Source organism: Spongorhabdus nitratireducens (assembly GCA_947387575.1).
Taxonomy (GTDB): Bacteria; Pseudomonadota; Gammaproteobacteria; order Pseudomonadales; family Endozoicomonadaceae; genus CANDOC01.
Map to the genome: position 1 here is coordinate 94,504 of CANDOC010000011.1, position 26,045 is coordinate 120,548.

General features: G+C 49.5%; 29 protein-coding genes. 11 read left to right on the forward strand and 18 right to left on the reverse strand.

Annotated elements, in window-relative coordinates; all coding sequences use genetic code 11:
* Positions 1-97: 97 nt before the first annotated feature.
* Together ACYZZ0_RS18800 and ACYZZ0_RS18805 are read left to right on the forward strand one after the other, a co-directional pair.
* Positions 98-712: a TetR family transcriptional regulator gene (locus ACYZZ0_RS18800; RefSeq protein WP_461538196.1), complete on the forward strand. Its 615-nt coding sequence runs from the start codon at positions 98-100 to the stop codon at positions 710-712.
* A 299-nt stretch (positions 713-1,011) separates the two neighbouring features.
* A complete protein-coding gene (locus ACYZZ0_RS18805; RefSeq protein ID WP_461538197.1) occupies positions 1,012-2,073 on the forward strand; it encodes an AI-2E family transporter in 1,062 nt (353 codons plus the stop codon).
* A 33-nt stretch (positions 2,074-2,106) separates the two neighbouring features.
* Here the strand turns inward: ACYZZ0_RS18805 and ACYZZ0_RS18810 are convergent, their stop codons facing one another.
* The 3 genes from ACYZZ0_RS18810 to ACYZZ0_RS18820 form a co-directional block, all read right to left on the reverse strand.
* On the reverse strand, positions 2,107-2,601 hold the full coding sequence (locus tag ACYZZ0_RS18810) for a TDE2712 family protein (protein WP_461538198.1): 495 nt from the start codon (positions 2,599-2,601) through the stop codon (positions 2,107-2,109).
* 181 nt (positions 2,602-2,782) lie between these two features.
* On the reverse strand, positions 2,783-3,601 hold the full coding sequence (locus ACYZZ0_RS18815) for a phosphodiesterase (RefSeq protein ID WP_461538199.1): 819 nt from the start codon (positions 3,599-3,601) through the stop codon (positions 2,783-2,785).
* A 219-nt stretch (positions 3,602-3,820) separates the two neighbouring features.
* Positions 3,821-4,087 (reverse strand): acyl-CoA-binding protein, encoded by a 267-nt coding sequence (locus ACYZZ0_RS18820; RefSeq protein WP_461538200.1) that lies wholly within the window; start codon positions 4,085-4,087, stop codon positions 3,821-3,823.
* Positions 4,088-4,362: 275 nt separating this feature from the next.
* Between ACYZZ0_RS18820 and ACYZZ0_RS18825 the strand changes: the two genes are divergently transcribed.
* Both ACYZZ0_RS18825 and ACYZZ0_RS18830 read left to right on the forward strand, forming a co-directional pair.
* A complete protein-coding gene (locus ACYZZ0_RS18825; protein ID WP_461538201.1) occupies positions 4,363-4,782 on the forward strand; it encodes a CBS domain-containing protein in 420 nt (139 codons plus the stop codon).
* Between the two features lie 228 nt (positions 4,783-5,010).
* Positions 5,011-5,919 carry a hypothetical protein gene (locus ACYZZ0_RS18830; RefSeq protein ID WP_461538202.1) on the forward strand — a complete coding sequence of 303 codons (909 nt, stop codon included), beginning with the start codon at positions 5,011-5,013 and terminating at the stop codon, positions 5,917-5,919.
* 29 nt (positions 5,920-5,948) lie between these two features.
* Here the strand turns inward: ACYZZ0_RS18830 and ACYZZ0_RS18835 are convergent, their stop codons facing one another.
* The 8 genes from ACYZZ0_RS18835 to ACYZZ0_RS18870 all read right to left on the reverse strand — a co-directional run bounded on the left by ACYZZ0_RS18835 (position 5,949) and on the right by ACYZZ0_RS18870 (position 13,522).
* The gene (locus ACYZZ0_RS18835; protein ID WP_461538203.1) at positions 5,949-6,335 is read right to left on the reverse strand and encodes a RidA family protein; all 387 of its coding nucleotides are present in this window, start codon (positions 6,333-6,335) and stop codon (positions 5,949-5,951) included.
* A 65-nt stretch (positions 6,336-6,400) separates the two neighbouring features.
* Entirely contained in the window at positions 6,401-7,393 is a 993-nt protein-coding gene (locus tag ACYZZ0_RS18840) for a type II asparaginase (RefSeq protein WP_461538204.1), read from the reverse strand.
* A gap of 141 nt (positions 7,394-7,534) precedes the next feature.
* On the reverse strand, positions 7,535-9,664 hold the full coding sequence (gene spoT / locus ACYZZ0_RS18845; protein ID WP_461538205.1) for a bifunctional GTP diphosphokinase/guanosine-3',5'-bis pyrophosphate 3'-pyrophosphohydrolase: 2,130 nt from the start codon (positions 9,662-9,664) through the stop codon (positions 7,535-7,537).
* Positions 9,665-9,914: 250 nt separating this feature from the next.
* On the reverse strand, positions 9,915-10,163 hold the full coding sequence (rpoZ, locus tag ACYZZ0_RS18850; RefSeq protein WP_461538206.1) for a DNA-directed RNA polymerase subunit omega: 249 nt from the start codon (positions 10,161-10,163) through the stop codon (positions 9,915-9,917).
* A gap of 209 nt (positions 10,164-10,372) precedes the next feature.
* On the reverse strand, positions 10,373-11,011 hold the full coding sequence (gene gmk / locus ACYZZ0_RS18855) for a guanylate kinase (protein WP_461538207.1): 639 nt from the start codon (positions 11,009-11,011) through the stop codon (positions 10,373-10,375).
* Between the two features lie 29 nt (positions 11,012-11,040).
* Positions 11,041-11,907 carry a YicC/YloC family endoribonuclease gene (locus tag ACYZZ0_RS18860; protein ID WP_461538208.1) on the reverse strand — a complete coding sequence of 289 codons (867 nt, stop codon included), beginning with the start codon at positions 11,905-11,907 and terminating at the stop codon, positions 11,041-11,043.
* A gap of 139 nt (positions 11,908-12,046) precedes the next feature.
* Complete coding sequence (locus ACYZZ0_RS18865; protein ID WP_461538209.1) at positions 12,047-12,679, reverse strand: trimeric intracellular cation channel family protein; 633 nt, start codon at positions 12,677-12,679, stop codon at positions 12,047-12,049.
* 231 nt (positions 12,680-12,910) lie between these two features.
* On the reverse strand, positions 12,911-13,522 hold the full coding sequence (locus ACYZZ0_RS18870; RefSeq protein WP_461538210.1) for a trimeric intracellular cation channel family protein: 612 nt from the start codon (positions 13,520-13,522) through the stop codon (positions 12,911-12,913).
* 236 nt (positions 13,523-13,758) lie between these two features.
* Between ACYZZ0_RS18870 and rph the strand changes: the two genes are divergently transcribed.
* Positions 13,759-14,475 carry a ribonuclease PH gene (gene rph, locus ACYZZ0_RS18875; protein ID WP_461538211.1) on the forward strand — a complete coding sequence of 239 codons (717 nt, stop codon included), beginning with the start codon at positions 13,759-13,761 and terminating at the stop codon, positions 14,473-14,475.
* Between the two features lie 69 nt (positions 14,476-14,544).
* Here the strand turns inward: rph and ACYZZ0_RS18880 are convergent, their stop codons facing one another.
* From ACYZZ0_RS18880 to ACYZZ0_RS18890, 3 genes are all read right to left on the reverse strand, one after another.
* Positions 14,545-15,456: a manganese-dependent inorganic pyrophosphatase gene (locus tag ACYZZ0_RS18880; RefSeq protein WP_461538212.1), complete on the reverse strand. Its 912-nt coding sequence runs from the start codon at positions 15,454-15,456 to the stop codon at positions 14,545-14,547.
* A 107-nt stretch (positions 15,457-15,563) separates the two neighbouring features.
* A complete protein-coding gene (gene dut / locus ACYZZ0_RS18885) occupies positions 15,564-15,986 on the reverse strand; it encodes a dUTP diphosphatase (RefSeq protein WP_461538213.1) in 423 nt (140 codons plus the stop codon).
* A 313-nt stretch (positions 15,987-16,299) separates the two neighbouring features.
* Positions 16,300-17,073: an exodeoxyribonuclease III gene (locus ACYZZ0_RS18890; RefSeq protein ID WP_461538214.1), complete on the reverse strand. Its 774-nt coding sequence runs from the start codon at positions 17,071-17,073 to the stop codon at positions 16,300-16,302.
* A 194-nt stretch (positions 17,074-17,267) separates the two neighbouring features.
* Here ACYZZ0_RS18890 and pyrE point away from each other — a divergent pair, with 194 nt between their 5' ends.
* From pyrE to ACYZZ0_RS18915, 5 genes are all read left to right on the forward strand, one after another.
* Entirely contained in the window at positions 17,268-17,921 is a 654-nt protein-coding gene (gene pyrE, locus ACYZZ0_RS18895; RefSeq protein WP_461538215.1) for an orotate phosphoribosyltransferase, read from the forward strand.
* A gap of 162 nt (positions 17,922-18,083) precedes the next feature.
* A complete protein-coding gene (locus ACYZZ0_RS18900; RefSeq protein ID WP_461538216.1) occupies positions 18,084-18,278 on the forward strand; it encodes a hypothetical protein in 195 nt (64 codons plus the stop codon).
* A 412-nt stretch (positions 18,279-18,690) separates the two neighbouring features.
* Positions 18,691-19,047, forward strand: a complete 357-nt coding sequence (locus ACYZZ0_RS18905) for a hypothetical protein (RefSeq protein WP_461538217.1) — start codon at positions 18,691-18,693, stop codon at positions 19,045-19,047.
* Positions 19,041-19,496 (forward strand): hypothetical protein, encoded by a 456-nt coding sequence (locus ACYZZ0_RS18910; protein WP_461538218.1) that lies wholly within the window; start codon positions 19,041-19,043, stop codon positions 19,494-19,496. The genes ACYZZ0_RS18905 and ACYZZ0_RS18910 overlap by 7 nt, the downstream gene beginning before the upstream one ends.
* 12 nt (positions 19,497-19,508) lie before the next feature.
* Entirely contained in the window at positions 19,509-20,033 is a 525-nt protein-coding gene (locus ACYZZ0_RS18915; RefSeq protein ID WP_461538219.1) for a hypothetical protein, read from the forward strand.
* Between the two features lie 32 nt (positions 20,034-20,065).
* Here the strand turns inward: ACYZZ0_RS18915 and ACYZZ0_RS18920 are convergent, their stop codons facing one another.
* From ACYZZ0_RS18920 to cfa, 4 genes are all read right to left on the reverse strand, one after another.
* Positions 20,066-20,659 (reverse strand): HD domain-containing protein, encoded by a 594-nt coding sequence (locus ACYZZ0_RS18920; protein WP_461538220.1) that lies wholly within the window; start codon positions 20,657-20,659, stop codon positions 20,066-20,068.
* A 111-nt stretch (positions 20,660-20,770) separates the two neighbouring features.
* The gene (locus ACYZZ0_RS18925; protein WP_461538221.1) at positions 20,771-22,159 is read right to left on the reverse strand and encodes a rhodanese-like domain-containing protein; all 1,389 of its coding nucleotides are present in this window, start codon (positions 22,157-22,159) and stop codon (positions 20,771-20,773) included.
* 135 nt (positions 22,160-22,294) lie between these two features.
* Positions 22,295-23,371 carry a phospholipase A gene (locus ACYZZ0_RS18930; protein ID WP_461538222.1) on the reverse strand — a complete coding sequence of 359 codons (1,077 nt, stop codon included), beginning with the start codon at positions 23,369-23,371 and terminating at the stop codon, positions 22,295-22,297.
* Positions 23,372-23,484: 113 nt separating this feature from the next.
* A complete protein-coding gene (gene cfa, locus ACYZZ0_RS18935) occupies positions 23,485-24,648 on the reverse strand; it encodes a cyclopropane fatty acyl phospholipid synthase (RefSeq protein ID WP_461538223.1) in 1,164 nt (387 codons plus the stop codon).
* A gap of 429 nt (positions 24,649-25,077) precedes the next feature.
* On the opposite strand from cfa, the gene ACYZZ0_RS18940 reads away from it, so the two are divergent.
* The gene (locus tag ACYZZ0_RS18940) at positions 25,078-25,989 is read left to right on the forward strand and encodes a nucleoside-specific channel-forming Tsx family protein (RefSeq protein ID WP_461538224.1); all 912 of its coding nucleotides are present in this window, start codon (positions 25,078-25,080) and stop codon (positions 25,987-25,989) included.
* Positions 25,990-26,045: the final 56 nt, after the last annotated feature.

Here is a 26,045-nt window from a genome sequence, read left to right on the forward strand (position 1 = left end):
TGTTTCTTTCCGTGTTAAAATGACCGGTTACATTTGCACGTTCCACATATAGTTACTGCATAATCACGCCACATCACACCAGATCAGAGAGTTTTTCATGGCCCGCAAAACCCGGGAAGAAGCCGAACAGACACGCAAGCTGTTGCTGGATACAGCCTTGCAACTGTTTGACCAGCAGGGCATTAATCACACAACCCTGGCCCAGATTGCCAAAGCCGCAGGAGTTACCCGGGGCGCCATTTACTGGCACTTCAAGGACAGGGATGATCTATTCCGGACATTGTGGGAAGAAATAACAGCACCCATTCTGCAACGTTTTGATGAACTCAGAGAATTACCAGGCGAGGATAAATTCAATGCCATGCTTGAGTTGGTCGTACGTTTTATGGATGAGCTGACATCCGATTCCAAACTGCAGCAGATACACCGGATATCAATTCAGGCCGAGGCCATTCCCACGTTGCATCAGTGGATAAAAGAAGACTTATGCAAAGACCTGACAAATATCACGGAACTAATGCAGGAGGCCCAGCAACTGAATCAGGTTCGGAATGATATAACCGCTAGTCAGGCCGCCTCCTTTTTCTATGGCTATATTGATGGCCTGATACGTAACTGGCTGCAGTTTAATCTCCCCCAGGATCTCAGAGAGCACCTTCCACTTTATATCAACCTCTGTGCAGATAGTTTGAGACCAGCAAAAACTGGTTAAAATTTGTACAGCTTGCAAATATCCCACTGGTATCCTACGCGCTCAAGTTATACACAGGCAGAGCACAAGCCTGCCCACATAATCTGTGAATAACAGACGAGGATATATGCTTTGTTAACTATCTGTGGGCAAGTTGTTACCCAAAGTGGATAACTGTATTTTGCCCGGATTTTACCCGGGTTGGCTTATTGTTGATAACTCAAAATCTGTCCACAGATACACTTGTGAATTGTCTCGCTGTCCCTCTGGCGGTTAATCTTGGGTGAATAACTTTTATCCGAGGCGCAAACGTCAAATCCATGTCACCTGCAACTCTTCCCCTGCCTGGCAGCCGGCCGGCAACACTGATTGCCGCACTGGTTATCATCATGGCCGGCATCAAACTGGCCAGCAGTATTGTTATTCCGGTTCTGCTTGCATTCTTTATTGCCGTACTCTGCAATCCGCCTGTGAAATTTATGGAGCGCTTGAAAGTACCCAGGATTGCAGGAATATCCATTGTGATTGCAGCGATTCTGATTGTCCTGACCATGCTGGTCAGCATCGTCGGAACGTCAGCCAAGCAGTTTACCCGTAACCTGCCTGAATACCGTGAACAGCTGGAAACCGAGTTTCGCTGGATTCTTGAACGTCTGGCCGAGCGCAATATTGAGTTAAATGCAGATCTTCTGGCCGAGTCATTTGACCCCGGCGCAGCCGTTTCCGTTTTTACGAATACACTGGCCGGTATCAGTGGTGCGATGAGTTATCTGGTGCTGGTTCTTCTGACAGTTATTTTCATGATGTTGGAAGGGCCCTGGCTAGGCAGAAAGTTGAGATTGATTCTGCCAGATCCGACACAGCAAATGCGGCCGGTAAAGCGCTTTATTTCATCCCTGAACCACTACGTTGCTCTCAAGAGCGCCATCAGTGCTGTCACCGGATTACTGGTCAGTTTGATGCTGTGGATAAAAGGCGTCGACTTTTTCATTTTGTGGGGCGTGATGGCATGCCTGCTTAACTTTATCCCCAATATCGGTTCCATGATTGCTGCCGTACCCGCCGTACTTTTGACAGTAATATCACAAGGCTTTGCCGATGCAGGCCTGATAGCCGTCGGTTACGTGATGATCAATATGGTGATGGGGAATGTGCTGGAGCCCCGGATCATGGGGAACGGGCTGGGGTTATCCACAATCGTGGTTTTCCTGTCTCTGGTTTTCTGGGGCTGGCTGCTGGGTCCGGTCGGAATGATTCTGTCTGTGCCACTGACCATGATTGTCAAAATTGCACTGGAAACTACGCCGCAGGGGCATCGCTACGCGCTGCTGCTGGGTTCAACAAGAGAAGTTGAAGAAGAGGAGAAAGGCAGGGAGGAATAAGCCCTGCCCTTATATCAGGTACCTTGAGGTTCTTTAGCCACTGCAAACCTGCCGGATCCATTGCTTCAGTTCAATGCCATCCATTTTCAGCGGCTCCATCCCCATCAGGTCAGCCTGCACCCGGAAGAAGTTGAGATAAAGCGTGTTATCGGTCAGGTAGTAGTCATCCAGATGCAGCGGCAGTACAACAATTTCAAGCGGCTTCTGCACTTCAATATCATCAAGGTTCATTACCTTGAGTGGAGCCATCATGAGCTCCATTAACCCCAGATCTTCCATGGCCCACATATTATTGTTCCAGAAGCGGGATTCGGTTTTATTTTCTGCGCTGAATTTTTCTTTATTACTGATTGCACTGAGAGCACGGCGAACAGACTCAGGAGTGAAACCCTTGCTATAAACCGGTTTCATCTTTTCATGATCCGCAATCGTCATGATAAAAGCTTCACCGACTTTTTCACCTTCACTGGTTGCCTGCCAGTAATAGTAAACCAGCTCCATGACTTCCATGTTGAGTGTGATCGCCATAGTACATCTTCCCCAGCTAATACCGCTGCATTATCAGAAAAAGACCACCAGAACAGTCTCCATATACTTTTCAAAGCGGAGCTATTAACTACTTCTGGCAGTACAGCAAGGAGCATATGCTACCTGCGATCACACAGGCTTATGTATGACACGGAGCAACAAAAAAGACTTAAAAGCGTCTTCAGTTAATCAATGATCCATCCGGATGGCAGAATGGCCACGGACCACTGAACTCACCAACAAAACTGAGATGTGTCACCAACTCGTTGTTTTCGTAACGAATCAACTGAACAGCCGGCGGTTCCATCACAAAACTGGATTCAGCATCAGCCGATATATCCAAAGTAACCGCATGAGCCGGTGACTGGGCGATAACAACATGAATGCCTTTCCAGATAGTCTGCACACTGCGATGCACATGACCACACAGCAACATTTTCACCTGTGGATGTCGTTGCACGACTTCGGCCAGATGATCTGAACCTTCCAGCCCAATCTGATCCATATGACGAATACCGGTATTAAACGGCGGGTGATGAATAAATAGCAGGGTATCCTTGTCAGGCTGTTGAGCCAGTGTTTGATCCAGCCAGTCACAACGCTCGGAACAGATTTGCCCGCCCCCGGAATTAGGCTTCAGGCTATCCAGACCAATCAGTCGCAATGGATAGTCATCAATTGCGTACTGAATAAAAGGCGCACTTTCAGGCATCCAGTCACAGTCGCCAAAACTGGACTGCATTTCCTCCCGGTTATCATGGTTGCCGGGAACAGCCATCCAGGGCATTTGCAGCTCATCGAGCAGGCTGCGGATCAGGGTATATTCTTCTGCCGTACCCAGATCAACCAGATCACCGGAGACCAGAACGACATCCGGAGCCGGCTGCAGGGTATTGATATGATTAATCGAGGCTTTAAGGCAGCTCAGGGTGTCGACGCGACCATAGGCCGGGCGACCATCGGGTTTGATATGGGTATCCGTTAACTGGGCAATAAGCATGCGGGCTCTCCTTCTGCTGTCTACTGCAGATCTGACAAGCCCGCAGCATTAAGAGCCTGTCCACAATCTTATCGCGGGCTGCAAATGCCGATAAAAACCTCAGGTGCTCCGCTTTTCCTCGTTACATAGCACCACTATGCGCCTCCAAAAATCGGAGCACCTGAGGTTTTTCTCAACATTTTCGCTATCCACGAAAGATTATGAACAGGCTCTAAGAAATCAGCTTAACTGATCTGTCAGTTTGTCTACCAGTTGAATGTAGCGCTTCTGACAGTCAATCCGATCCATATTCGCCATCTGCAGCCAGGACTGGTGCTTGGCATAGGCAGCAATATTCAGTCGGGACGGTGTTTTCTCTTTGTTATTGCCATCAATCGCCTGCTTGTAGAGTCCATACAGCATCAACAGGTCTTCATTGCCCGGACGCTTGGTGAGTTGTTTGACCCGGACCTGTGCAGCTTCGAATTGTTGTTCAAGTTCTGTCATTTTTCTACTTACCCCCTTGAGTAAGCCGCTAAGGTAGACATTTGTTTCCCCAAAGGAAAGGGCAAAAGGTCAATAAAGCAGGCCAAATGGTACATAAATACCTCTATCTCCATACAAATAGTGTCAGTTTTTCTCAGAGCCTGTTCATGATTTTTCATGGATAGGCTCTCTACAGAGCCCAATTTCAGACAACGTGCTATAAACTGAGAAGTAAGGCATGCTGGTTATGGGAGATCGATCTATTCGGCTCCCTCACAGCAAAGGAGGCTTGTGATATGACAGATAACCATTCCCCTCTGGTTTCTGATTACATGGAAACCGCCAAACCGGTTCCGGCCGGCTCCTCTCTGCAGCAGACGATTCGTCATCTGCTGGATAACCGTTTAACCGGCGCTCCCGTCGTTGACGGCGATGAACGGGTTGTCGGCTTTGTATCCGAGCAGGATTGCATTCGACAGGCGCTGACCAGCAGTTACCACTGCGATCTGAACGTTATCGTCGATGATGTAATGTCTACCAATGTACTGGCCGTTCACGCCGACGATACCATCGTCACTCTGGCTCAAAGGATGTCGGAAGATAAACCCAAAACCTATCCGGTGCTGAAGGATAACCGACTGGTTGGTGTCATTCCCCGTCGTGCGGTATTACAGGCACTGGTCTATGAAATGGAAAACTGTAAAACCACGATCTAGACGAGGTTTTGTGAAGATCCGTTTTAAGGTACTGCAATAGAAAACACACTCCTCCAGAGGCAGAGCAAGAAGTTCTCTGCCGGAGGCCACAATTAAACCCGACCTTTTCCATAAAAATTCAATAAAGCGGTTTCAGCCCCAGCAATGTCATCAAATCAAACAACTTCATATCATCTGAAAATAGTCTAATCATTAGTAACAAAGTTGTTCCCATGCAGTGCATAGGTTATGTACCGAATTGAAGCGAGCATTGGTCAGACTACCGAACTGTTTGATTCCAGCCTCTACTCGGCACAGGCCTGTGCTTTCATTACCGCACAGGCGGTATTCAGTGCCATCAAACATCCGGTAACTCAGGTTACGACAGCAGTACTGGACCAGTGGATCAGCCTGGGAATTAAAGCCTGTCAGGAATATAAAACCGGCGCCGGACTCGGCCGGTTATCACAAGTCTCATATACAGAGACCTTCAAGCTTTTCGGCCTGGATTCAACCAACCTGCTACTGCCTCGACCGGGTACCGAGATGCTACTGGAGGTCAATCAAAGTGATGATCTGACAATTCTGGAGCAATCGATTCAGCCTGCCGGCGCAGTGGCTCTCTCAACTGCAGATACTATTCCATTACCGTCTGTATCATCCCAACAGTTTTTGCCGCTGGAACAGAATGCTGGCCATTTACTGACCGAACTTTTAACAACAGGGAAGCTGCTTGAAATTGCCGATGGCTGCTGGCCACGCAATCATGCTCTTTCAATAGGGTTTTTGAAAACTCATCAGACACTGGTCAGGAAGTTATTTACCGATCATCCCGGCAGCCCCGGTCATCTGACTGCCCTGGTGCCTTTGGGTCCTTCACCGGAAGCCGGCTGGTGTTTTTTTAACTCAAAGGGAGAACCGGGCAACTATCGTGGCTATGCCTGGTGTGTAGATCATGTAGCCGAAGTTCCGGAACTGACAGACTATATCATTACCCGCGAAATGCTATACCAGTCCTCACTGGCAGCCCGGGTACATGTCTGGAAGCACCATCATGCAGGGGATCTTGAAAAGGAATACGTCATGGTTGATTCGCAGGGACGTGCAACCCGAACCAATGACGATGAATGGGAGGAACTGGGGCTGAAAGATATGTGATCTGCAGCCCCGGCTCTGATCTGAAAGACTTACTTCAGATCCAGAATCGCTTCCACCTCAACCGGAACACCCTTTGGCAGTTCCTTCACACCAACCGCAGCACGTGCCGGGTAAGGCTCTTCAAAGTAACGTGCCATGACTTCGTTTACAGTGGCAAAGTTACTCAGGTCAGTCAGGAAAATGTTTACTTTGACTGCATCCTGAAGTGTGCCACCCGCGGCTTCGGCAACGGCTTTCAGGTTTTCGAATACCTGAACGGTGTTGGCTTCAAAGTCACCTTCTACCAGCTCCATTGTTTCCGGTACCAGTGGGATCTGGCCAGAAATGTAGACAGTCGTACCTGCCTTAACAGCCTGAGAATAGGTGCCAATGGCTGCCGGAGCCTTGTCGGTATGAATAATCTGCTTGTTGCTCATGAAAACTCCTGAAACAGATCAACAGCATCAGAAAAGCTGATTCTGTCGTGTTGATTTACAAAAACTCAGTAGCTGCGAAACATTTCACGCAGTTCACGGTAATCCTGTGTGCGGGTCAGCCCCAGCTGCAACAGGATACGTGCTTTCTGGGCATTGAGGGAACCGGATGCAATAAATTCATAGCGATCATCATCCACTTCAGCATCTTCGGTAGTCGCCCCCACCTGGGCTCTGGATGACCGTACAACCTGAACACCTTTCAGACGCGCGTCAGTCAGCCCGGACAGCACTTCATGGTGAATATTGCCGTTACCCAGACCGGCATGAACAATTCCGTCAAACTCGGCATCGACAAGTGCGTCGACAACATCGGAGCTACCGGATGCGTGGGCATAGACAATGCCAACGCGAGGCAGGTGATCAATACCTTTCAGATCAAACTTTGAAAATGTCGTATGTTTGCGCTGCGGACTGCGCTGATAGTCGACCGTACCATTGTGAACATGTCCCAGAACGCCAAAGTTGGGCGAACAGAAAGTATCAACTGCTGTTGTCGATAGTTTGGTCACATCACGGGCATCATGCACTTTGTCGTTCATTACCACCATCACACCACGACCATGTGACGCTTTGTCGGCAGCAACCACAACACCGGCAAACATATTGGCCGGGCCATCAGCACCCAGCGCCGTTGCCGGTCGCATGGCACCGGTCAGAACAACCGGCTTGCTGCTTTTTACCACCAGATTAAGGAACCAGGCCGTCTCTTCCATGGTGTCAGTACCATGAGTAATCACAATGCCATCAATATCATCCTGAGCCAGCAGTTCATTAATCCTTGCTGCCAGCTTGAACCAGATCTCCTCTCCCATATCCTGGGAGCCGATATTCACAACCTGCTCACACTGAAGATCAGCCACAGTTTCAATACCCGGCAGTGACTCTATCAGTTTGCTGACAGTCAGCTGTCCCGAGGTATAACTGGTTTCATGGCTCGACACACCGGTGCCGGCAACAGTGCCGCCCGTACCCAGAATCATGACTTTAGGCAAGGACATAACGCTAACTCCCTGATGATACCTCGACGCAGCGCCTTCACAGCGCCCGCGTAACCAATGCCTGCGGCATTGATGCTCTTTGGTGAAGTTGATAGGTAGGTAGAAATGAAACAGCAGGGGCCGGAAGGCCCCCACAAAAGGTTATTCCCGTCGCCGTGCGATCGAGGTAACCCCTTTAATAGCACGCAGCTTTTTGATCAACCGGGCCAGATGAATCCGGTCTCGCACGCTGATCAGTAACTGAACCTGACTGAAACGTGGGTTACGTTCTTCCAGGTTGATCTTCTCGATGCTGGCATCAAATGACGTCACAGTGTTCGCCAGCGCGGCAATCATGCCTCGCTCCTGCTCGAACTCCACTTGCAGTTCTACCGAGAATTCGCCACCGACATTCTTGTCCCAGTCGACTTCCAGGATTTTTTCGGGGTTATGGCGAATTTCTGCAATATTCTTACAGGCTTCAGTGTGAATCACGATACCGCGGCCGGCACTGACATGACCGACAACCGGGTCGCCAGGAATCGGGTAGCAGCACTTGGCAAAGGAAATCACCATGCCTTCTGTGCCACGAATACTGAGCAGCTTTTCTGAACCGGAGGTATCCAGCTGATCCGGAGTGTCATCAGCAAGATCGGCCCCGTCCATCAAGCGGCGGGCCACAATATAGGCCATCCGGTTGCCAAGTCCGATCTCTTCCAGCAGATGATCCAGCGAACCCATCCCCGCATCTTCCACGGCTTTGTTAAGAATCCGGGAGTCAATCTTGTCCAGCTCGGTATCGAATCCGATCAATGCCTTGTTCAGCAGACGACGTCCCAGTGCAATCGACTCACTGTGCTGCTGATTCTTAAGGAAATGACGAATATTGGAGCGGGCTTTGCCGGAGATAACAAACGACAACCATGCTGCATTGGGCCTTGCGCCTGGAGCAGTAACAACCTCAACTGTTTGACCACTTTCCAGCGGCTGACTCAGCGAGGCAAGCCGCTTATCAATACGACACGCGACGCAGGTGTTGCCAACATGAGTATGGACAGCATAGGCAAAGTCGACAGCTGTCGCACCCTTGGGCAGCTCCATAATATGGCCCTGCGGGGTGAAGACATAGACCTCATCCGGGAACAGGTCGATTTTGACGTTCTCGATAAACTCGAGCGAATCGCCGGCATTTTCCTGCAGTTCCAGTACGCCCTTGAGCCACTCCCGGGTACGCGCCTGGCTACCCAGCAGCGCTTCATCACCGGACTTGTATAACCAGTGAGCAGCAATGCCATTATTCGCCATATCTTCCATTTCCTGGGTACGAATCTGGATTTCAATGGGGATACCGTGCATGCCAAACAATGTCGTATGCAGCGACTGGTAACCGTTGGCCTTGGGAATGGCGATATAGTCTTTGAAACGACCGGGAATCGGCTTGTAGAGGTTATGCACAAGCCCCAACGTCCGGTAACAGCTGTCAACACTGTCAACGATGATCCGGAAGGCAAAAACATCCATGATATCGCTGAACGATTTATGCTGATTCCGCATCTTGCGGTAGATGCTGTACAGGTGTTTTTCACGCCCGACAACACGACCGGATAATCCTTCCTGCTCCATCCGGGCAGCTATAGCCTGCTGAATATTGGAAACAATTTCTCGCCGGTTGCCCCGGGTATGCTTTACAGCAGCCCTGATGCGACTGCAGCGCATCGGGTGCATGGCATTAAACCCAAGATCTTCCAGTTCGGTACGCAGATTATGCATACCCAGACGGTTGGCAATGGGGGAGTAGATTTCCAGCGTTTCCTTGGCGATACGGCGACGTTTCTCAGGTCGCAGTACACCCAGTGTCCGCATGTTATGTAACCGGTCCGCCAGCTTTACCAGAATAACGCGAATATCCCGCGCCATGGCCAGCGCCATTTTCTGGAAGTTTTCCGCCTGGGCAATGGTTTTGTCTTCAAAGTGCATATGAGTCAGCTTGCTGACTCCGTCCACCAGCTCGGCAACAGTTTCACCAAACTGGGTTGATATCGCATCTTTTTTAATGCCGGTATCTTCAATCACATCATGCAGCATGGCAGCCATCAGACTTTGATGGTCCATATGCATATCTGCAAGGATTTCAGCTACAGCAAGCGGATGAATGATGTAAGGTTCGCCACTACGGCGAGTCTGGGTATCGTGCGCCTGTTCTGCATAGTAATACGCACGTCGCACTTGATTGACCTGCTCTTCCGGCAGGTAAGACTTCAATCTGAGGGCCAGAGCATCGATGTCGGGCACCACCTTCTCCTAACTGCAACCGGGTTGCTTTGGGTACGCCACGTTAGCTGATCGAACAATACCTGACCAAACAATACCTGATCGGTCTGATCGCACAGGCGAAACGTAGCCAGGTGGAACCCGGATCATCATGCCCGGTTGATACCATACAGGGCTTTTTAAACTACGCCACAGCGGCCATAACAACCACAGGGTGAAGATCAAAGCACTGCATGAATATCACCGAATACAGTTCCCTGAGGGCTGTTTATCAGCCTTCAAGACCTACAAAAGACGCCATTTCGATTTCGTCGTCTTCACGCTCAATGACTGTTTCGTGGTTCACCAGGCCTTCCGCGATTTCACGCAGGGCAACCACGGTTGGCTTGTCATTTTCCCACTCAACCATGGGATCCTTGCCACCAATCGTCAGCTGACGGGCACGCTTGGATGCCAGCATCACCAGATCGAAACGGTTATCTACATTTTCCAGGCAGTCTTCGACAGTCACTCGAGCCACGGTATATCCATCCTCTTGATTCTTGACCGCCGGAGCTCACTCCGGACAGGGTCGGGGCATTCAAACGAATAGTTTATCGAATGTAAAACAGTTAAGACAAGTCAATCCACAGAATGACTCAGGCTTTTCTTTAAAAGCTTCTTTAAAAACTGTTTTTTCATAAATACTGCTCTCATTTACAACGAATGAAAGCAGTCGATTCCAGATGATTAATTCTGATGATCCTTCAGCAAATCAGTCAGCAAATCACGCTCATATTCCTGCTGGAATGGCAGCGCAACCCGGCGACTGCGAATCACGGCCCGCAAATCCAGCAGGGCATGATCAAAGTCATCATTAACAATCAGGTAATCAAATTCAGCGTAGTGGCTCATTTCATCCAGAGCCTGTGCCATACGACCGGCCAGCACTTCATCAGAATCAGTACCACGGCCATACAGGCGCTGTTTTAACACTTCCAGAGACGGCGGAACGATGAAAATGGAAGTCGCTTCAGGCATCAGCTTGCGTACCTGCTGGGCGCCCTGCCAGTCGATTTCCAGAATAACGTCTTCGCCTTTATCCAGCTGCTCCTGTACCCACAGTCTGGAAGTCCCGTAGGAGTTACCGAAGACTGTGGCGTGCTCCAGGAATACACCCTGCTCTTTCAATGCAGCGAACTCACTTTGCTCAACAAAGTGATAGTGAACACCTTCCTTTTCACCCTCGCGCATGGGGCGAGTCGTGTGTGAAACAGACACACACAGATGCTTGGTGGTACCGATCAGGGCACGTACCAGGCTGGTTTTACCACCACCGGAAGGGGCTGCAACAATGTACAGCGTACCTTTGAGAATACTTTTAGGCATAATCTCTGTCCGTAATTGCGATCACGCAATCACTCAATATTTTGAATCTGTTCCCGCATCTGTTCGATCAACACTTTCAGGTTGACGGAATGACGGGTGACATCGGCATCAATTGATTTGGATGCCAGAGTATTGGCTTCCCGGTTCAGCTCCTGCATCAGGAAATCCAGTCGACGACCAATCGCGCCCTTTGACTGCTCCAGTACCCGGCGGACTTCGGTGCTGTGGGCATTGAGCCGGTCCAGCTCTTCCTCCACATCACACTTCTGCGCCACCATCACCATTTCCTGTTCCAGCCGGTTGGCTTCCAGCTCGACTTTGGCATCTTCCAGTCGCTGATTAATGCGCTGACGCTGCCAGGCCAGTACGTCCGGCATTCGCTTCTGTACTTCCCGTACATTTTCACCCACGCTGTCGAGACGCTGGAAAATAAACTGCTGCAGCTCTGCACCTTCCCGCTTGCGGGTATCAGTCAGCTGGATCATGGCTTCACGGAAAGACTGTAATGCCTTTTCACGAATCACACTGAAATCAGCTTCGTCAGCTTCCAGCACGCCAGGCCAGTTAAGCACTGCCAGCGGATTTACCTTGCCAGTATCACTGAACTCGGCTTTCACCTTGTCACAGGCTTGATTCAGCTGCTTCAACAGACTGCTGTTGATATTAATTGTCTGGGAAATTTCATTCAGTTGCAGTTTCAGGCTGCACTCAACCTTGCCCCGGTACAGATTTTTGCGCAGCTGTTCACGCAATGCAGGCTCGATTTCCCGCAGACTTTCAGGAAGCCGGAAGTGCGGCTCGAGGTAACGGTGGTTAACAGAACGGATTTCCCACACCAGACTGCCCCAGTCCTGCTGCGACTCGACTCTGGCAAAAGCGGTCATACTGGAAGTCATCGATTACAGAGCTCCGGTAAAAAGGGGCGCTATTGTACGGTGGATCGCCGTTACGAAAAACCAGTTAATAGCCGCTGAATGACCCTTTAAAGGTAAAAACTACAAATTAAAACTGTTTTCAGTGTACGCCCAATCCCGATCAGGAGTCATCATCGTCCCGATAACGGCTCTCCCGATAGCGAAAAACAGGCATTTCAATATCAAAGGCAATCGCTGCCAGTCGCAACAGAAACCCAGTGATCAGGGTCACCAGAATGGCTGTTGTCATATCTGCCAGTAGCCAGCAAAGCCCCATGTAAAGCCAGGCTGCGGCAAATGAAATACTGCCATACAGCTCCCGCCGAAAAATCAGCGGCACGTCATTACACAGAATATCCCGAATAACGCCGCCAAAGGCACCGGTAAAGATCGCCATCATCGAAGCGATCAGCGGACTGTGCCCCAGCGCCAGGGTTTTCTGGGCTCCGATAATACTGAACGTCACCAACCCCAGTGCATCAAGCACCAGAAAGGCGGTCGACATATCCGACAAACGTGGACGCAGTAATATCGTTAACAGGGCTGCTGTACAGACCACTAGAATGAACTGCGGGTTAGCGATCCAGACCAGCGGGTAATTCCCCAGCAATACATCTCGAATGGAGCCACCGCCCACCGCAGTACAGCAGGAAATGACCAGCACTCCGAACGGATCCATTTCCTTGCGACCGGCGGCAATGGCACCGGTCATGGATTCTACTGTTATGGCAAGGATGTAAAGGCTTTCCAGCACCAGTGTATTCCGCCACTGTTAGAGCCTGTTCATGATCTTTCGTGGATAGCGAAAATGTTTAGAAAAACCTCAGGTGCTCCGATTTTTCGAGGCGCATAGTGGTGCTATGTAACGAGGAAAAGCGGAGCACCTGAGGTTTTTATCGGCATTTGCAGCCCACGATAAGATTGTGAACAGGCTCTCAGACCGAGGCCAACTAAAGTGGTGAATAATAATGGTCAATATTCCTGACTAATCAAGATAACTGAAACGTGGAAGCTCGATACGGAATACGATTGCTGTGATTCGCAAGGCAAAGCCGGCCGTCAAAGCGGTAAGTGTTGCAATATGCACGGCAAAGCCAAAATCCAGCATACCCATATAAATAACGGCGGTGACCAGGGCAACACCGGCATAAAGTTCACGACGGAAAATCAGTGGCATTGAGTGACACAATACATCCCGAATCACACCACCGAAGACACCGGTGAAAACAGCCATAATTGCAGCCGTCACATGATCATGCCCCAGGGAAAGCGCTTTCTGTGCCCCCAGAATGGCAAATGTCACAATACTCAGGGCATCCAAAGCCAGAAACGCTTCTTTCATTCGCGGCAGCAAGGTGCGCAGGAGCATCGCCAGAGCAACCGCAACCAGCACCCACATCAGGTACTCAGTATTTTCAATCCAGATCAACGGATAGCTGCCCAACACCAGATCCCTGAGTGTTCCACCCCCGAGCGCAGTACAAAAAGCAATCACATAGACCCCGAACAGATCCATTTTCTCGCGTCCCGCTACCATTGCACCGGCCATACCAGCCACAATTACCGCAATGATATCCAGAACCTCCAGCATCGACATTTGCCGCCAATCTCCCCGAAAAAGCCACATAAAGGCATGGTCAAAAAAAAGCGGCCTATATTCTCAGATTTATATTGCGTTCTGGAATAGTGGAATCAGTTATTTATCTCATTGCGCTATACCTACACGGGGCACTCTAAAATATATTTATTACGACCACTCCTGCCACTAGCCGCAATACCGTATCCTCAGGTTATAATCGCAGCCGTTTCTTCAAGTAATCAGGTAGAAAACCGATGCGTCCAAGCGGCAGAACGGCAGACCAGTTACGCCCGATCAAAATTACCCGTAACTACACCAAACACGCGGAAGGTTCCGTTCTGGTTGAGTACGGGGATACCAAAGTACTTTGTACCGCTTCCGTGGACACCATGGTTCCGCGCTTCCTCAAGGGCAAGGGTCAGGGCTGGATTACTGCCGAGTACGGCATGCTGCCCCGTTCAACCACCGACCGCATGGGTCGTGAAGCAGCCCGTGGCAAACAGGGTGGCCGGACTCTGGAAATCCAGCGTCTGATCGGTCGTTCCCTGCGTGCAGCCGTTGATCTGAAAAAGCTGGGTGAAAACACCATCACTATCGATTGTGATGTTATTCAGGCTGATGGTGGTACCCGTACAGCGTCTATTACCGGCGGCTGTGTGGCACTGGTTGATGCCCTGCGCCACCTGCAGTATCGCAAGATTCTGCGCAACGACCCGCTGAAGCAGATGATTGCTTCTGTATCTGTCGGCATATACAACGGCGTTCCGGTACTGGATCTGGACTACCCGGAGGATTCCAATGCCGAAACAGATATGAACGTGGTTATGAACGATCAGGGCAAATTCATCGAAGTTCAGGGCACTGCTGAAGGCGAAGCTTTTGACCAGGATGAAATGATTGCCATGATGGCACTGGCCCGTGATGGTATTGATCAACTGCTGGCCGCACAGAAAGCTGCTCTGGAAGCCTGATCCAAGCTGACCAGCAGAAATAAAAATCCCGGCTTATAGCCGGGATTTTTTTTATTCTAACACTCTGCTTTACACTGCCAGAACAGCCTGCAGCCAGGGCCAGCCCTGCTTCTTACGGCTCAGGGTGTTTTCCATTACCACCACATTTGCTTCTGATGCATGTGCCTCAAGGCGTGCAGCCCACTCACCCTGGAACAGCAGACGGGTGGTGGAGTTACTGATATTGGTAACCATCAGTGCTGCCAGCTTCAGACCATCCGTTTCACAACGGACAGCCAGTTCAGCCTGCAGTGCTTCCAGTTTGTCGTTTACCTGCTCAAAGCTGGCAATTTCAATCTGACCAACAACCAGAGACTGATCTTCAAACGGATACTTTTTCAGGTCACGATCAACCAGGCTGGCAACAGACAGACCTTCCAGGTTGGTTTTAACCCGCAGCAAACGATCGCTGAAATCTTCCAGATCCAGTCCGGCAATTTCAGCCAACGCTTTTGCCGCTTCGCGATCCTTTTCAGTGCAGGTCGGGGAACGGAAAGCAACGGTATCACTGACAATGGCACCCAACATCAGCACGGCCTGAGGACGTGCAATCTCGATGTTTTCCATCTTGTGCAGGTGATAGAGAATGGTGCAGGAACAGCCAACCGGCCAGATCCAGGCTTCCAGCGGGTTTGCTGTAGTGATATCACCCAGACGGTGATGGTCAACAATGCCAACAATCTCGGCTTCTTCAATACCAGCCGGCGCCTGAGACAGATCGGTATAGTCCACCAGCCAGACTTTCTCACCAGCAACAGAGTTGCAGATTTGCGGCGCTTCAACACCGGCTTCATTCAGAATAAATGCGGTTTCGCTGGTTACTTCGCCCTGAGCCATGGCAACAGCTTCAACACCGCGAGCCACTTTAAGCCATTCAGCAGCAACCAGAGCAGAACAGATACTGTCAGAGTCCGGATTGGTATGGCCTACAACCTGAATCATTGATGATTCCCTTGTTTCATTACATATTCAGAAGGCCGCAAAGACTACAACAATAAGATCAGACGACGAATCAGCAATAACCCGTTATTTAACTTCCCAAAAACCACCTAATTCAGACCGGTACTACCTCTACCTGACTGCCCTCTTGATTCTGCTTTACGGTTTTTAATTTCAGGATCATTTACAAGCTGGGGACGTTCAACATTAAAGAAAATCAACTGGGCGATCCGCATGCCCGGCTTAACAGTAAATGCACTATCCGAGGTGTTTTTAAGGGGAATCAATAGTGGCCCGGTGTAATCAGGGTCAACTCTGGAAATAAAATCCACCTGAATACCCTCCATTCCCAGACCTGCACGGGACAGAACAGCGGGCATCAGGTTGGCCGGAAACTGCATTGATTCAATACCGGTATCAATCACCTTCCTTTCTCCCGGCTTTATCACTACAGACTCTCTGATGCAGGCTCTCAAATCAGCGCCGGCAGAACCATTCGTAGCATAGGAAGGCAGGCAAGTATTATCTGACATACTGAACCGGATCTCGCCCGACTCCTGTAAATCAGCTGAAACTGCCTGCCCGGAAAACAAGAACAGAAAAGAAAAACAAAACAGTATGGGTGAGCAGCAACTGGATAAAAGAGAAGACATAAATCAAGCACCTCTCTGTCCAAGCGTTGTCAAAATATATGAACGAAATATAGACCAGCTAATTCGCCAGAATTGCTGCAAGTAATCACATTAAAAACTGATGAAGTTGCGTCAGGCAGTGAATAGTTATGTCTTGTATGGTGTATTTTTCATCCCTATAAAAAAGCCCGACAGTTGTCGGGCTTTTTAAAAATCAGGAGAAACCAAGTTCCCAGTCGTAATCGACAATAACCGGAGCATGACGGGAAAAACGCTGGCCGGTGTACATGCCTGCATTCAGCACGCGATGGCACATACCCGGAGTCACAACCTGATAGTCAACCCGACGGCCATCATTCTGCTCACGCGCTGCTTCATCAGTCCAGAGAGAGTAATTTCCACCTTCACGATCCACTTCACGGTACGCGTCAGTGAAGCCCATATTATTGAACAGACCATCCATCCAGGCCCGCTCCATCGGGGTGAAACCCGGCTCTTCCTGCTGCTCACGCCAGTTGGCAACGTCCATCTTCATGTGAGCAATATTCCAGGTACCGGTCATGATAAATTCACGACGCTTGCGGCACTGTTTCTGCAGGTGAAGGCTGTAGCCTTCCAGAAAGCGCAGTTTGTTTTCCAGACCATTGTCTTCGTGACCCGGTACAAACAGGCTGGCAATACTGATCTTGTCGAAGTCAGCCTGCAGATAGCGACCGGTCTCGTCGCAGGCCGGAAAGCCCAGCCCGGGAATAATGGCTTTCGGCGCATGGCGGGTATAAAGCGCAGTACCACCAACGCTCTCACGCTCATAGCCAGAGAAGAAATATCCGAAATAACCGTCAAGCTGAAAATGCTGTTCCATTACATCTTCAGTTTCGCGGGTGTCCTGCAGACAAATAACGTCCGCATCCTGTTCTTCCAACCAGCGGAACAGGCCTGCTTCGACCGCCGTCCTGATTCCTTCCGCATTGAAGTTGATGACTCTCATGCTGGTCTAGTAGTCCATATCATTGGGTTCAACGGGCCCCGGGAGCTCCTGACAAAGCCCTCGCCCTTAAAGGGTGCGTATCATACCCGAGCACGTATTATATTTTCACCACCGGTTTCCCGCGTTTCAGGTTAAAATACCTGCAGACATTCGTAATGATCATCCGATTAATAACTACTTATTGAATAATAACGATGGCTGACTTTCGACAAGACTTTATCCGCTTCGCGCTTGACCGCAATGTACTGAAATTTGGCGAATTTACGCTCAAGTCCGGGCGCACCTCTCCCTATTTCTTCAATGCAGGGGTATTCAATACCGGTGGCGCTCTGGCCCGGCTTGGCCGATTCTATGCCGATACCCTTGTCCACAGCGGTGTTGAGTTCGATGTACTGTTTGGCCCTGCCTACAAGGGCATTCCACTTGCTGCGGCTACCTCTATTGCCCTGGCCGAACACCATGGCATCGATATTCCCTGGTGCTTCAACCGCAAAGAGGCCAAGGATCATGGTGAGGGCGGCAACCTGGTCGGTGCACCGCTGGAGGGCCGCATTGCCATCATCGACGATGTCATCACCGCCGGTACAGCTATCCGGGAAGTCATGGATTTACTCAGCCATCACCCCAAAGCTACACCGGCTACGGTACTGGTAGCAATGGACAGACAGGAAAAGGGTAAACATGAGCTGTCTGCGATTCAGGAAGTCGAGCGTGACTTCAACATTCCGGTACACAGCATCGCCAGTCTGGCTGAAGTCCTGACCTTCGTACGCAGCGATGAGGCGCTACAGCAACATGCTGCTGCGATCGAGGCTTATCGCCAGCAATATGGCATAGAAACAGCCTGATCACGGATATGAGGCCCATGGATCGGGCATCTTGACCCTGCTCAGACCATTTCCCATCACCCATTCACTATTCTCCCTTCTCAATCCCATTTCTGGCAGGGTGCCCAACCCTGAACCATACTCAAAGCAACTATAAATCTCAGAACAGTAGTCTCATTTGATATGGAAGCTTTAACTTCATTCTTTCTGACACCCTTGGGTTGGGCTGTCGGCGCCGTTCTCTTCTGCGCCTGGGTATGGATAGCCTGGATAGCTGGTGAATACTCAGATAAACACTGGGGAGCCCCGGAATCAGGTACTCTGATCATTTTTGGTCTTACCGGAGTCTTTGCCCTGCTGGGCTACTGGTTGATGTAGCCTGCAAAAACATCAATCAAATCAAAGGAATAACTGCCGGTAATAATGAAAGAAGTGGTCCCGCGCAGGCGCCATGGCTGGGTGACTACACTCTGGCAACTACAACATTCTGCAACTGCGAAACAACGCTTCCCGCGCGGGTTCTCAGTTTATCGTCAGCCCATTGGCAAACTTTAGGCTCAAAGCAAAACCTTTTCAGAACAAATACTTAACAAACAACAAAAAATCCCTAACCTCCAGTCTTCCCTTCCATAAGTCAGCATCCAAAAGCGCTGTACAAGCCACCTGATACCTTACGTTGCAAAACATCAGGCAGAGGTAAAGCGCTTATAGTCGCTCTCCGCTCAACTCTTAAAATCAGTGACCTGCATCAAAGAAAAGAAAATTTCATTTTAGAGCTGGGTAAGAGTTCATGATACGACGTTTATTTGTGAAGTATTTCCTCGCCGCGCTGGTGTTATTTTCTGCAACAGCTTTTGGTCACTCTCAGTATCCTTCAAGAATTGTCAAAGACCCTTTTTATACTGAGCAGACGGTTTCCATAAAAATCAAAAACCTGAACACGTACACCCAGAGCTACGAAATTTCCGTGGATGGAAAAGTACTGGGTGTGCTGGAAGACGTTCCTCCGGGCGTAACCCGTGATGTACCCATCACCCTGAAAAACATATCTGATAACACTGAAAAAAACCTGTGCAGTACCTCTGTGCCCAAAGAAAACCAGAGCATGCGATCGCGAGTCTGCACCAAGGTTGAGTTCAAATGGTAAATCAGTATCAGGTACAGCTTCAGGCGTTGCTGCTGGGAGCCACGCTGATGCTGCTGGCAGGTAAGAGCCATGCCGATCTTAACAGTCTGCCCAGTCCGCCCAATATGGAAGACACCAGCCGTATCCGGGCAATCGATGGTTCAAGCTGTGAAGCCCGGCGCTCCCAAGCGACATTTCAGGTTGGTGCCTACAATGCGGACAGCCGGCTGAACGAAGATAAAACCAACAACCCCGGAAACACGCTTGATAAAGATCAGGGTATCTACGCCCAAATCAGCATACCCTTTGATCTGGGAGGAGGTCGAAAGCCTGACTGCACCCGGTTTCAGGAAATTGTCGAAGAGAATGCCGAGCTTGATTTACAGCTGAAGCGGCTCGAAGTTCAGCTCAAGATGGAAAAACTGAAGCAGATGAAGGCCAAGATCAACAGAAGCCAGTTCTCGGAATAAAGACCACAAAGAATGGAAAAGTCCGGACAACTTACTCTTGTTTCTGCGTTTTGCTGTCTTGCTACTGTATTCAGTACGCTGGCGACAGGTCAGTCACTTAAATGGGGCGCAACCGTTGAACCCGTTTGCGGGATTCAAATGAGTGATAACCGCGGGGGGATTGCCTTTGGCCGCTGGGGTTCCGGCTCCCGGGATCCATCCACTGCATCTTCTTTCAGAATTAACAGTAACGTCGAGCTGCCAGATACCGGAATGCAGGGCAAAGCCGGAGCCTATGTGCGGGTCGATATGAACAGCATTTCGGATAATCTTTCTTATATCGGAATAAACGACAGTGATGTTATTTTTACCGTAACCGCTCCCTACCTGACCGGAGGAGAAAAAAGATACTCCATCGATCAGTGGCAGGGGTCTTCCAGAAACGCCCTGCCGGCAGGCCGGTATGATTCATGGATTCAGGTAAGACGGGATATGGATGAGATTCCGGCTGGCGAAACCTCAATCAGAACAACCATTACGGTTAGCTGTAGTCGTTAAAATCACCTGAATCCGAAGCTTGCTCTGAAAAATCAGGATTTAATCCAGCCTTTTTCTGCGGCAGCTGTAATCATTGGTTCAACCAGTTCCCACACCTCCGGGGCAACTTCAGCCAGATACTGCTGTCGTCTTCTAACCTGTTCTTCCCTGACATGGTGGTTACGCCAGCTTCCGCCTTCGTTATTGATATTGAGCAGGAAAGGTTGAACGCAGTCGATCGCTTTGGCAAAACGCGCTTCAAAGGTTTCAAGTGCTTCATATTCATACCAGAGCGCCAGCATTTCAGCACCCTGGGGCTCTGGCAGCATACCAAACAACTGACGTGCCGCGATTTCTTCTTTATCGCCCTGATCCTGAACAGCAGCTTCATCAAAGCAGAAGGTATCACCGGCTTCAATTTCAACGATATCATGCACCAGCAACAGGCGAATCACATGATTGATATCCACCGGTTGGGAGGCATATTCAGCCAGAACCATCGCCGTCATGGCGATATGCCAGCTGTGTTCGGCACTGTTTTCCTGACGGTTACCGGCAGACTTCACGTGGGTCTGACGTAATACCGTTTTAAGACGATCCAGCTCAATAATAAAATCGAGCTGCTGGGTAAGATTGGCTTTATTCATGGCGGGAATTCTACGCTTAAAATAATTATTCCCAAGAGCATATTAATCAAACAGCGCCACAAAGGACTGACAATTTATGCCAGCCCTTGTGCCTGAGTCTATGCCTATGAGTCAGAGCAGAGCTGATTCCAACTGTTTCCACTCTTCAAGCGCCTGCTCTCTGGTCAGTTCCCCCGAAGCAACAGGGTTTTCATCTTCTCGCCAGCGCATCCAGCCACTGCTGTAGATGGTAGATTTTTCATAACCCATCGCCTGCGCGTACCACCAGGCTTCAGATGCCCTCCAGCCGTTACCGCAATAAAACGACAGCTGCATCTCTGGCCGAATATTCCATTCGCTCCAGAACTCCGCAATCTGATGATAGTTGCGCATGGTGTGATCAGGATTATGGTAGTGATTCATATCCCAGGACGAGTCACCTGCATGGCCCCATAGCGCACCAGGAATACGGCCACGCTTTTCAAAATAGTTATAGCCACTGACCTGACCGGTAAATTCATTCCAGGCCCGAATACTGACCAGTGCACTATCAGGCTGCTGTCGTAGTATTTTGGCCTCATCAATATTGATAATGACACTGTTATCACCTGCACCGGTAACACCAAATGTCTTGACCGGCTCTGGAGTATTCCAGCCTGACTCAAGAGGCAGTCCTGCAGCTTTCCAGCGATCAATACCACCATTAAGCATCACTACATCGTCAACGCCAGCGTACTTCATTATCGCTGCACCACGCGCTGCACCGATGGACTCAGTACTATAAACAACCACTGAGTCATCTTTATCAATACCAAGCCTGGCCAGACTGGCACGAATATCTTCCACTGGACTGGCTTCATAGATTGGCGGATATTCAAATTCCAGATCATCCCAGTAAAGGGCACCGGGTATATGCTCCTCGCGGTAATCCTTACCTTTGCCGCCATCCCAACCAATCTGCACCACAACCGTATCCGGATCAGCTGTCAGTGCTGCACCGACATATTGGGGAGGAACCAGTGTCCGAAAGCCCGGTAAAAAGTCAGCCTTACCAGAATCTTCAGACCAGGCAGGAAAACCTCCCGCCAAAATACGCAGGTTTTCAGCCTCAAGCTTCTGTTCTGAAATCAGCCATTCAGCTACCGTATTGGCTTGCCCCTGACCATTGCCATAAATAATCACCAGATCATCTTTATCAGCGCCGGTTCGCATCCAGGCCCGATCAGTATCATCCAGTTTTCTCTCGATCCAGCGGGCAGAAAACAGCTCAGCTTCAGGGATATGCCCACCCTGCTGTTGCAGCTGCAACGTGCCGTCATCAAAGACCCAGCCGTTAAAAGCATCAGGACTTCGGGCATCAATCAGCGTGACGTCTGGTTGCTGCAATAAAAGGGTCAGTTCATCAGGACTGATGGCAGTAACGGGATCTGAATTAGATTCAGAGGCCTGTCCGGAACAGGCAGACACAAAGACAGACAGGGACAGCAATCCAGCTGCCCGCAAGGGTGCAGGTGAAAACACAATTCACTCCTGAGGTTTACGAGTTCAATAGTCGTAATAAAGAGGGGGAATTCTTGGCTATTTTTAAAAAATTTTTATTTACCTGGATCAAGGTTCCCGCACAAACCGGTGCGGATTATACGGGAACCAAAATCATCAGGGCGTCACCATAAAACCGAAGCTCAAGCGGTTAACAGAGGCGTTGTAATCAATCAGGTTCTCGCCATAACCATTGAAGTACTGCACATAACCTTTGACGTCACCGGCAATGGGGAAGGTCCAGTCGAGCTGAACAGCGCCTTTATTATTACCACTGCCACGCAGATTGTTGCGCAGCATCATGCCGAGGCTGTGCTCACCGAGCCAGTAGCCCATTCTCAGCTCGCCATAACCCATGTATTTATGAATATCCGGGTTATCGTCACCCTTGGTGTCCTGCGGGTTTTTCTTTTTATTTTCCGGAATCCGCCACCAGGGTTTGACGGACATAAAGAAATCATCTTTTTCAAACAGGAAGTTCATATACAGCCGGTTCCAGCTGCGAGACAGCGGCAGAGTCCGACCATTGGACTGATGCACCAGACCAAAGTGAACCTGCTTCATAGGCAGACCGAATACATCGTATTCAGTGTCATAGGTCAGGAACACTTCCGGCTCGTGGTTGGTGTCCCGGAACGGGCTGGAAAACTTCTCGTTATAGGCCTGCCACCATGAACGGTTGGTATAGGCCACGTAGAGATTACTATTGTCATCAAACACGTTTTCCCAGACTTTTGATCGCATACTGATCTGGAACACAAACTCCTTGTGGTCCAGATCATCATCTTTGGCATCAAAGGGCTTGCCGTTTACATTTTTGTTATACGAAACCGGCAGGGCATAGTTTGGATTATGGGCATTGAGCGTGAATGCCGGTTCATCCCTGATCAGTAATATGCCGGGAACAGGGTCACGTTCGGGCTTATGTCGTGGTTCTTCAACCTTCGTCAGGGAGCCGGTTTCTGCATGATCAGCCATATCCGACTTTAGAGTGAATGTACCCGCTTCAGGACTGATATCAGCTGTCCGGCATCTGGCCTTGATTTCACCCAGAGTGACATCATCAGCAGCCTGCTGCATCTGCTGAATAAGACAGGCATTGAACGCACTGTCACTTTGGGTACCGGCAACAGCAAAAGCCGGCAGCAAGGAAAGACATAAAACCGTTTTTTTAAGCTTGAAGTGTTCCAGCATGGTGCAGCCTGTCAGGGAAAAGCGAATAGCCGGCTGTTTGTACCCTATTGTGCTGATTTTAAAAATACTGGTGACGCAAAAAATACAATTCCAGGCAGATATTCATGCAAGATCTATCGCACAGCAATATAAGGCGTATGTCTGTCTCGGCTGAAAACCAGCTGGGTCAGATGTAAATCTCTCGCCCGAAAAGCGCCGGCACAACAAAGCAGATAATAGGTCCACATACGATAAAAACGTTCATCATAGTGATCCCGAAGCAAACCATAATTCCTGACAAAGTTGTGATGCCAGGCCATCAGGGTTTTATCGTAATCCGTACCAAAATTATGCAGGTCTTCTGCTACCAGAAGTCCATCTGCTGCTGAAGTCATCTGCGCTACAGACGGAATCATGCCATTGGGAAAAATATACCGGCTGATCCAGGGGTCACAGCTATATCGACTGCAATTACTGGAAATGGAATGAAGCAGCATTAGCCCGCCGGGTTTCAGGCAACGAGAGGCTACCTCCATAAATGTGCGATAGTTTTTATGCCCGACATGCTCGAACATCCCTACTGATGCAACCCGGTCAAAGGTCTCATTCAGTGAGCGGTAATCTTCCAGCCTGAAAGACACATCAAGATGCTGATATCTGTCCTGAGCATACCGGCACTGCTGCTCTGAAATCGTGACCCCGACGACAGAGACCTGATAATGTTCCGCGGCATATGCAGACAGGCCTCCCCAACCACAACCTATATCCAGCAGTTTCATACCCGGTTTCAGTTCCAGCTTGCGGCATATCAGGTCAAGTTTATTGATCTGAGCCTGCTCCAGCGTTTGGGCGTTCTGCCAGTATCCACAGCTGTAGCTCATGGTCGAGTCCAGCATCTGTTTAAACAGGTCATTACCCAAATCGTAATGCTTCTTGCCAACCTGCCAGGCTCTGGCAAATGTCTGCATATTCATATGACGTGACAACAGCAGCTTGAGTAACAGCCGGCGGTTGTTATAAATGAATTGATCTGCATGAATACGCAGTACCCGTTCAAAAAAGCAATCCAGCTTTTCACACTCAAACCAACCATCCATATAGGCTTCACCCAGACCTAGAGTGGAGTGACGTATTACCCGCTGATAAAGCCGGTCATCAAAAACCTGCAGATCCCATGGTTTATCGCCATTAAAACAGACACCTGCCGGCATCAATAATTGCTGTAACAAATCTCTCGCAGCAGTCGTTGCACGACGAAGGGCTGGCTGTGCTGATGCACCTGAGTCAATTCCGGCCATAAGCAATTCAGGCTCTGTATCTGATACCCGGGGAGCAGTCGGTCAAACAATCTGGAAAAGATAGCAGTTATTAATGACAGGGTCGGACATGTGTATGTCAAACCCTGTTTTTATCGGACAAACACAGAAGAACACCTTAGAGCCTGTTCATAATCTTTCGCGGATAGCGAAAGTGCTGAGAAAAGCCTCAGATACTTCGGGTTTTCGAGGCGCATAGTGGTGCTATGTAACGAGGAAAAGCGAAGTATCTGAGGCTTTTATCGGCATTTGTAGCCCGCGATAAGATTGTGAACAGGCTCTTATATCCAAGACGATACATAAAAAGGCGTTTATATAATTTGTCATTAAATGACAGCCTGAAACCTGCACCCTCCGCTGCAGTTACTAAACTTGCCCTCAGTTTGTCTGATAAAAGAAGTGGTTAGAAAGATGCACAACACAACGCACCGGAGTTGCCGCCGGCAAGGTTTGCTTTCCGGCACCTCTTTACTGATCGTTCTGTTTTTTCTGTCGTTGGGAAATATCCCCGTCCGGGCTGCCGATTACGCGGATGGCGATATCCACAAGAATGATTACAAGTGGTATCAGTTCAACCTGATGCAAAGCCTGAACAACAAACTTCCGTTTGGCGCCCGACACGATACCTACTTTGAAATGGAGTTTGGTGGTCGCAGCGGCATTCTAAGCCTCTATGGCTACATTGATGTTTTTGATATTTTCGATCGCCGCAGCGATGACCGGCATAACAAGGATAACTTCTTTATGAAGTTTGCTCCCAGGTTATCTCTGGATGGTATGACCGGAAAAGACCTGTCTTTCGGCCCGGTTAAAGAGGTATATATTTCGGGTCTTGCCAATGTTGGTGACAGTGGCCAGTTTGGTGGCCTGTTTGATACCTTCATTGGTCTGGGAGTAGATGTTGAAGTCCCATGGTTCGGCATCATGGGATCAAATATCATGGCCCGCTATTCACGGGAAAACTTCAAGGCACCTGACGAAGGTAAGTGGAGTGGCTATATCTGGACCAACAACTGGTTCAAACCCTTCTGGTTCTTCGAAAACCAAACCTTTATCGCCTACCAGGGTTATCTCGATTACAAGTTCGGTTACGACAAGCTGAGAAAAGTAGCAGGCCGTACATCACACTCTCTTGAGTGGTTCCACGGCTTTTACTGGCATAGTGACCAATGGTCTGTGGGCTATGGCCTGAAGTACTACAACAGCATGGCCAACTTCAAGGATGACAGCCCGTATACTGTCACCGAGAAAGGCCAGAAAGTGACCAAGAAGCAGGAAACAACCGGGTTTGGCCACTACTTCGCTATCATTTATAAATTCTGAGCATTTTCTGTATCAGGGAAGTAGTATGACGGCTCTCAGCTGCTACTTCCCTCCAT

Coding starts and splice junctions, on each gene's coding strand:
- ACYZZ0_RS18800 (WP_461538196.1), top strand. CDS start 98: ATGGCCCGCAAAACCCGGGAAGAAGCCGAACAGACACGCAAGCTGTTG.
- ACYZZ0_RS18805 (WP_461538197.1), top strand. CDS start 1,012: ATGTCACCTGCAACTCTTCCCCTGCCTGGCAGCCGGCCGGCAACACTG.
- ACYZZ0_RS18810 (WP_461538198.1), bottom strand. CDS start 2,601: ATGGCGATCACACTCAACATGGAAGTCATGGAGCTGGTTTACTATTAC.
- ACYZZ0_RS18815 (WP_461538199.1), bottom strand. CDS start 3,601: ATGCTTATTGCCCAGTTAACGGATACCCATATCAAACCCGATGGTCGC.
- ACYZZ0_RS18820 (WP_461538200.1), bottom strand. CDS start 4,087: ATGACAGAACTTGAACAACAATTCGAAGCTGCACAGGTCCGGGTCAAA.
- ACYZZ0_RS18825 (WP_461538201.1), top strand. CDS start 4,363: ATGACAGATAACCATTCCCCTCTGGTTTCTGATTACATGGAAACCGCC.
- ACYZZ0_RS18830 (WP_461538202.1), top strand. CDS start 5,011: ATGTACCGAATTGAAGCGAGCATTGGTCAGACTACCGAACTGTTTGAT.
- ACYZZ0_RS18835 (WP_461538203.1), bottom strand. CDS start 6,335: ATGAGCAACAAGCAGATTATTCATACCGACAAGGCTCCGGCAGCCATT.
- ACYZZ0_RS18840 (WP_461538204.1), bottom strand. CDS start 7,393: ATGTCCTTGCCTAAAGTCATGATTCTGGGTACGGGCGGCACTGTTGCC.
- gmk (WP_461538207.1), bottom strand. CDS start 11,011: ATGCCTAAAAGTATTCTCAAAGGTACGCTGTACATTGTTGCAGCCCCT.
- ACYZZ0_RS18860 (WP_461538208.1), bottom strand. CDS start 11,907: ATGACTTCCAGTATGACCGCTTTTGCCAGAGTCGAGTCGCAGCAGGAC.
- ACYZZ0_RS18870 (WP_461538210.1), bottom strand. CDS start 13,522: ATGTCGATGCTGGAGGTTCTGGATATCATTGCGGTAATTGTGGCTGGT.
- rph (WP_461538211.1), top strand. CDS start 13,759: ATGCGTCCAAGCGGCAGAACGGCAGACCAGTTACGCCCGATCAAAATT.
- ACYZZ0_RS18880 (WP_461538212.1), bottom strand. CDS start 15,456: ATGATTCAGGTTGTAGGCCATACCAATCCGGACTCTGACAGTATCTGT.
- dut (WP_461538213.1), bottom strand. CDS start 15,986: ATGTCAGATAATACTTGCCTGCCTTCCTATGCTACGAATGGTTCTGCC.
- ACYZZ0_RS18890 (WP_461538214.1), bottom strand. CDS start 17,073: ATGAGAGTCATCAACTTCAATGCGGAAGGAATCAGGACGGCGGTCGAA.
- pyrE (WP_461538215.1), top strand. CDS start 17,268: ATGGCTGACTTTCGACAAGACTTTATCCGCTTCGCGCTTGACCGCAAT.
- ACYZZ0_RS18900 (WP_461538216.1), top strand. CDS start 18,084: ATGGAAGCTTTAACTTCATTCTTTCTGACACCCTTGGGTTGGGCTGTC.
- ACYZZ0_RS18905 (WP_461538217.1), top strand. CDS start 18,691: ATGATACGACGTTTATTTGTGAAGTATTTCCTCGCCGCGCTGGTGTTA.
- ACYZZ0_RS18910 (WP_461538218.1), top strand. CDS start 19,041: ATGGTAAATCAGTATCAGGTACAGCTTCAGGCGTTGCTGCTGGGAGCC.
- ACYZZ0_RS18915 (WP_461538219.1), top strand. CDS start 19,509: ATGGAAAAGTCCGGACAACTTACTCTTGTTTCTGCGTTTTGCTGTCTT.
- ACYZZ0_RS18920 (WP_461538220.1), bottom strand. CDS start 20,659: ATGAATAAAGCCAATCTTACCCAGCAGCTCGATTTTATTATTGAGCTG.
- ACYZZ0_RS18930 (WP_461538222.1), bottom strand. CDS start 23,371: ATGCTGGAACACTTCAAGCTTAAAAAAACGGTTTTATGTCTTTCCTTG.
- cfa (WP_461538223.1), bottom strand. CDS start 24,648: ATGGCCGGAATTGACTCAGGTGCATCAGCACAGCCAGCCCTTCGTCGT.
- ACYZZ0_RS18940 (WP_461538224.1), top strand. CDS start 25,078: ATGCACAACACAACGCACCGGAGTTGCCGCCGGCAAGGTTTGCTTTCC.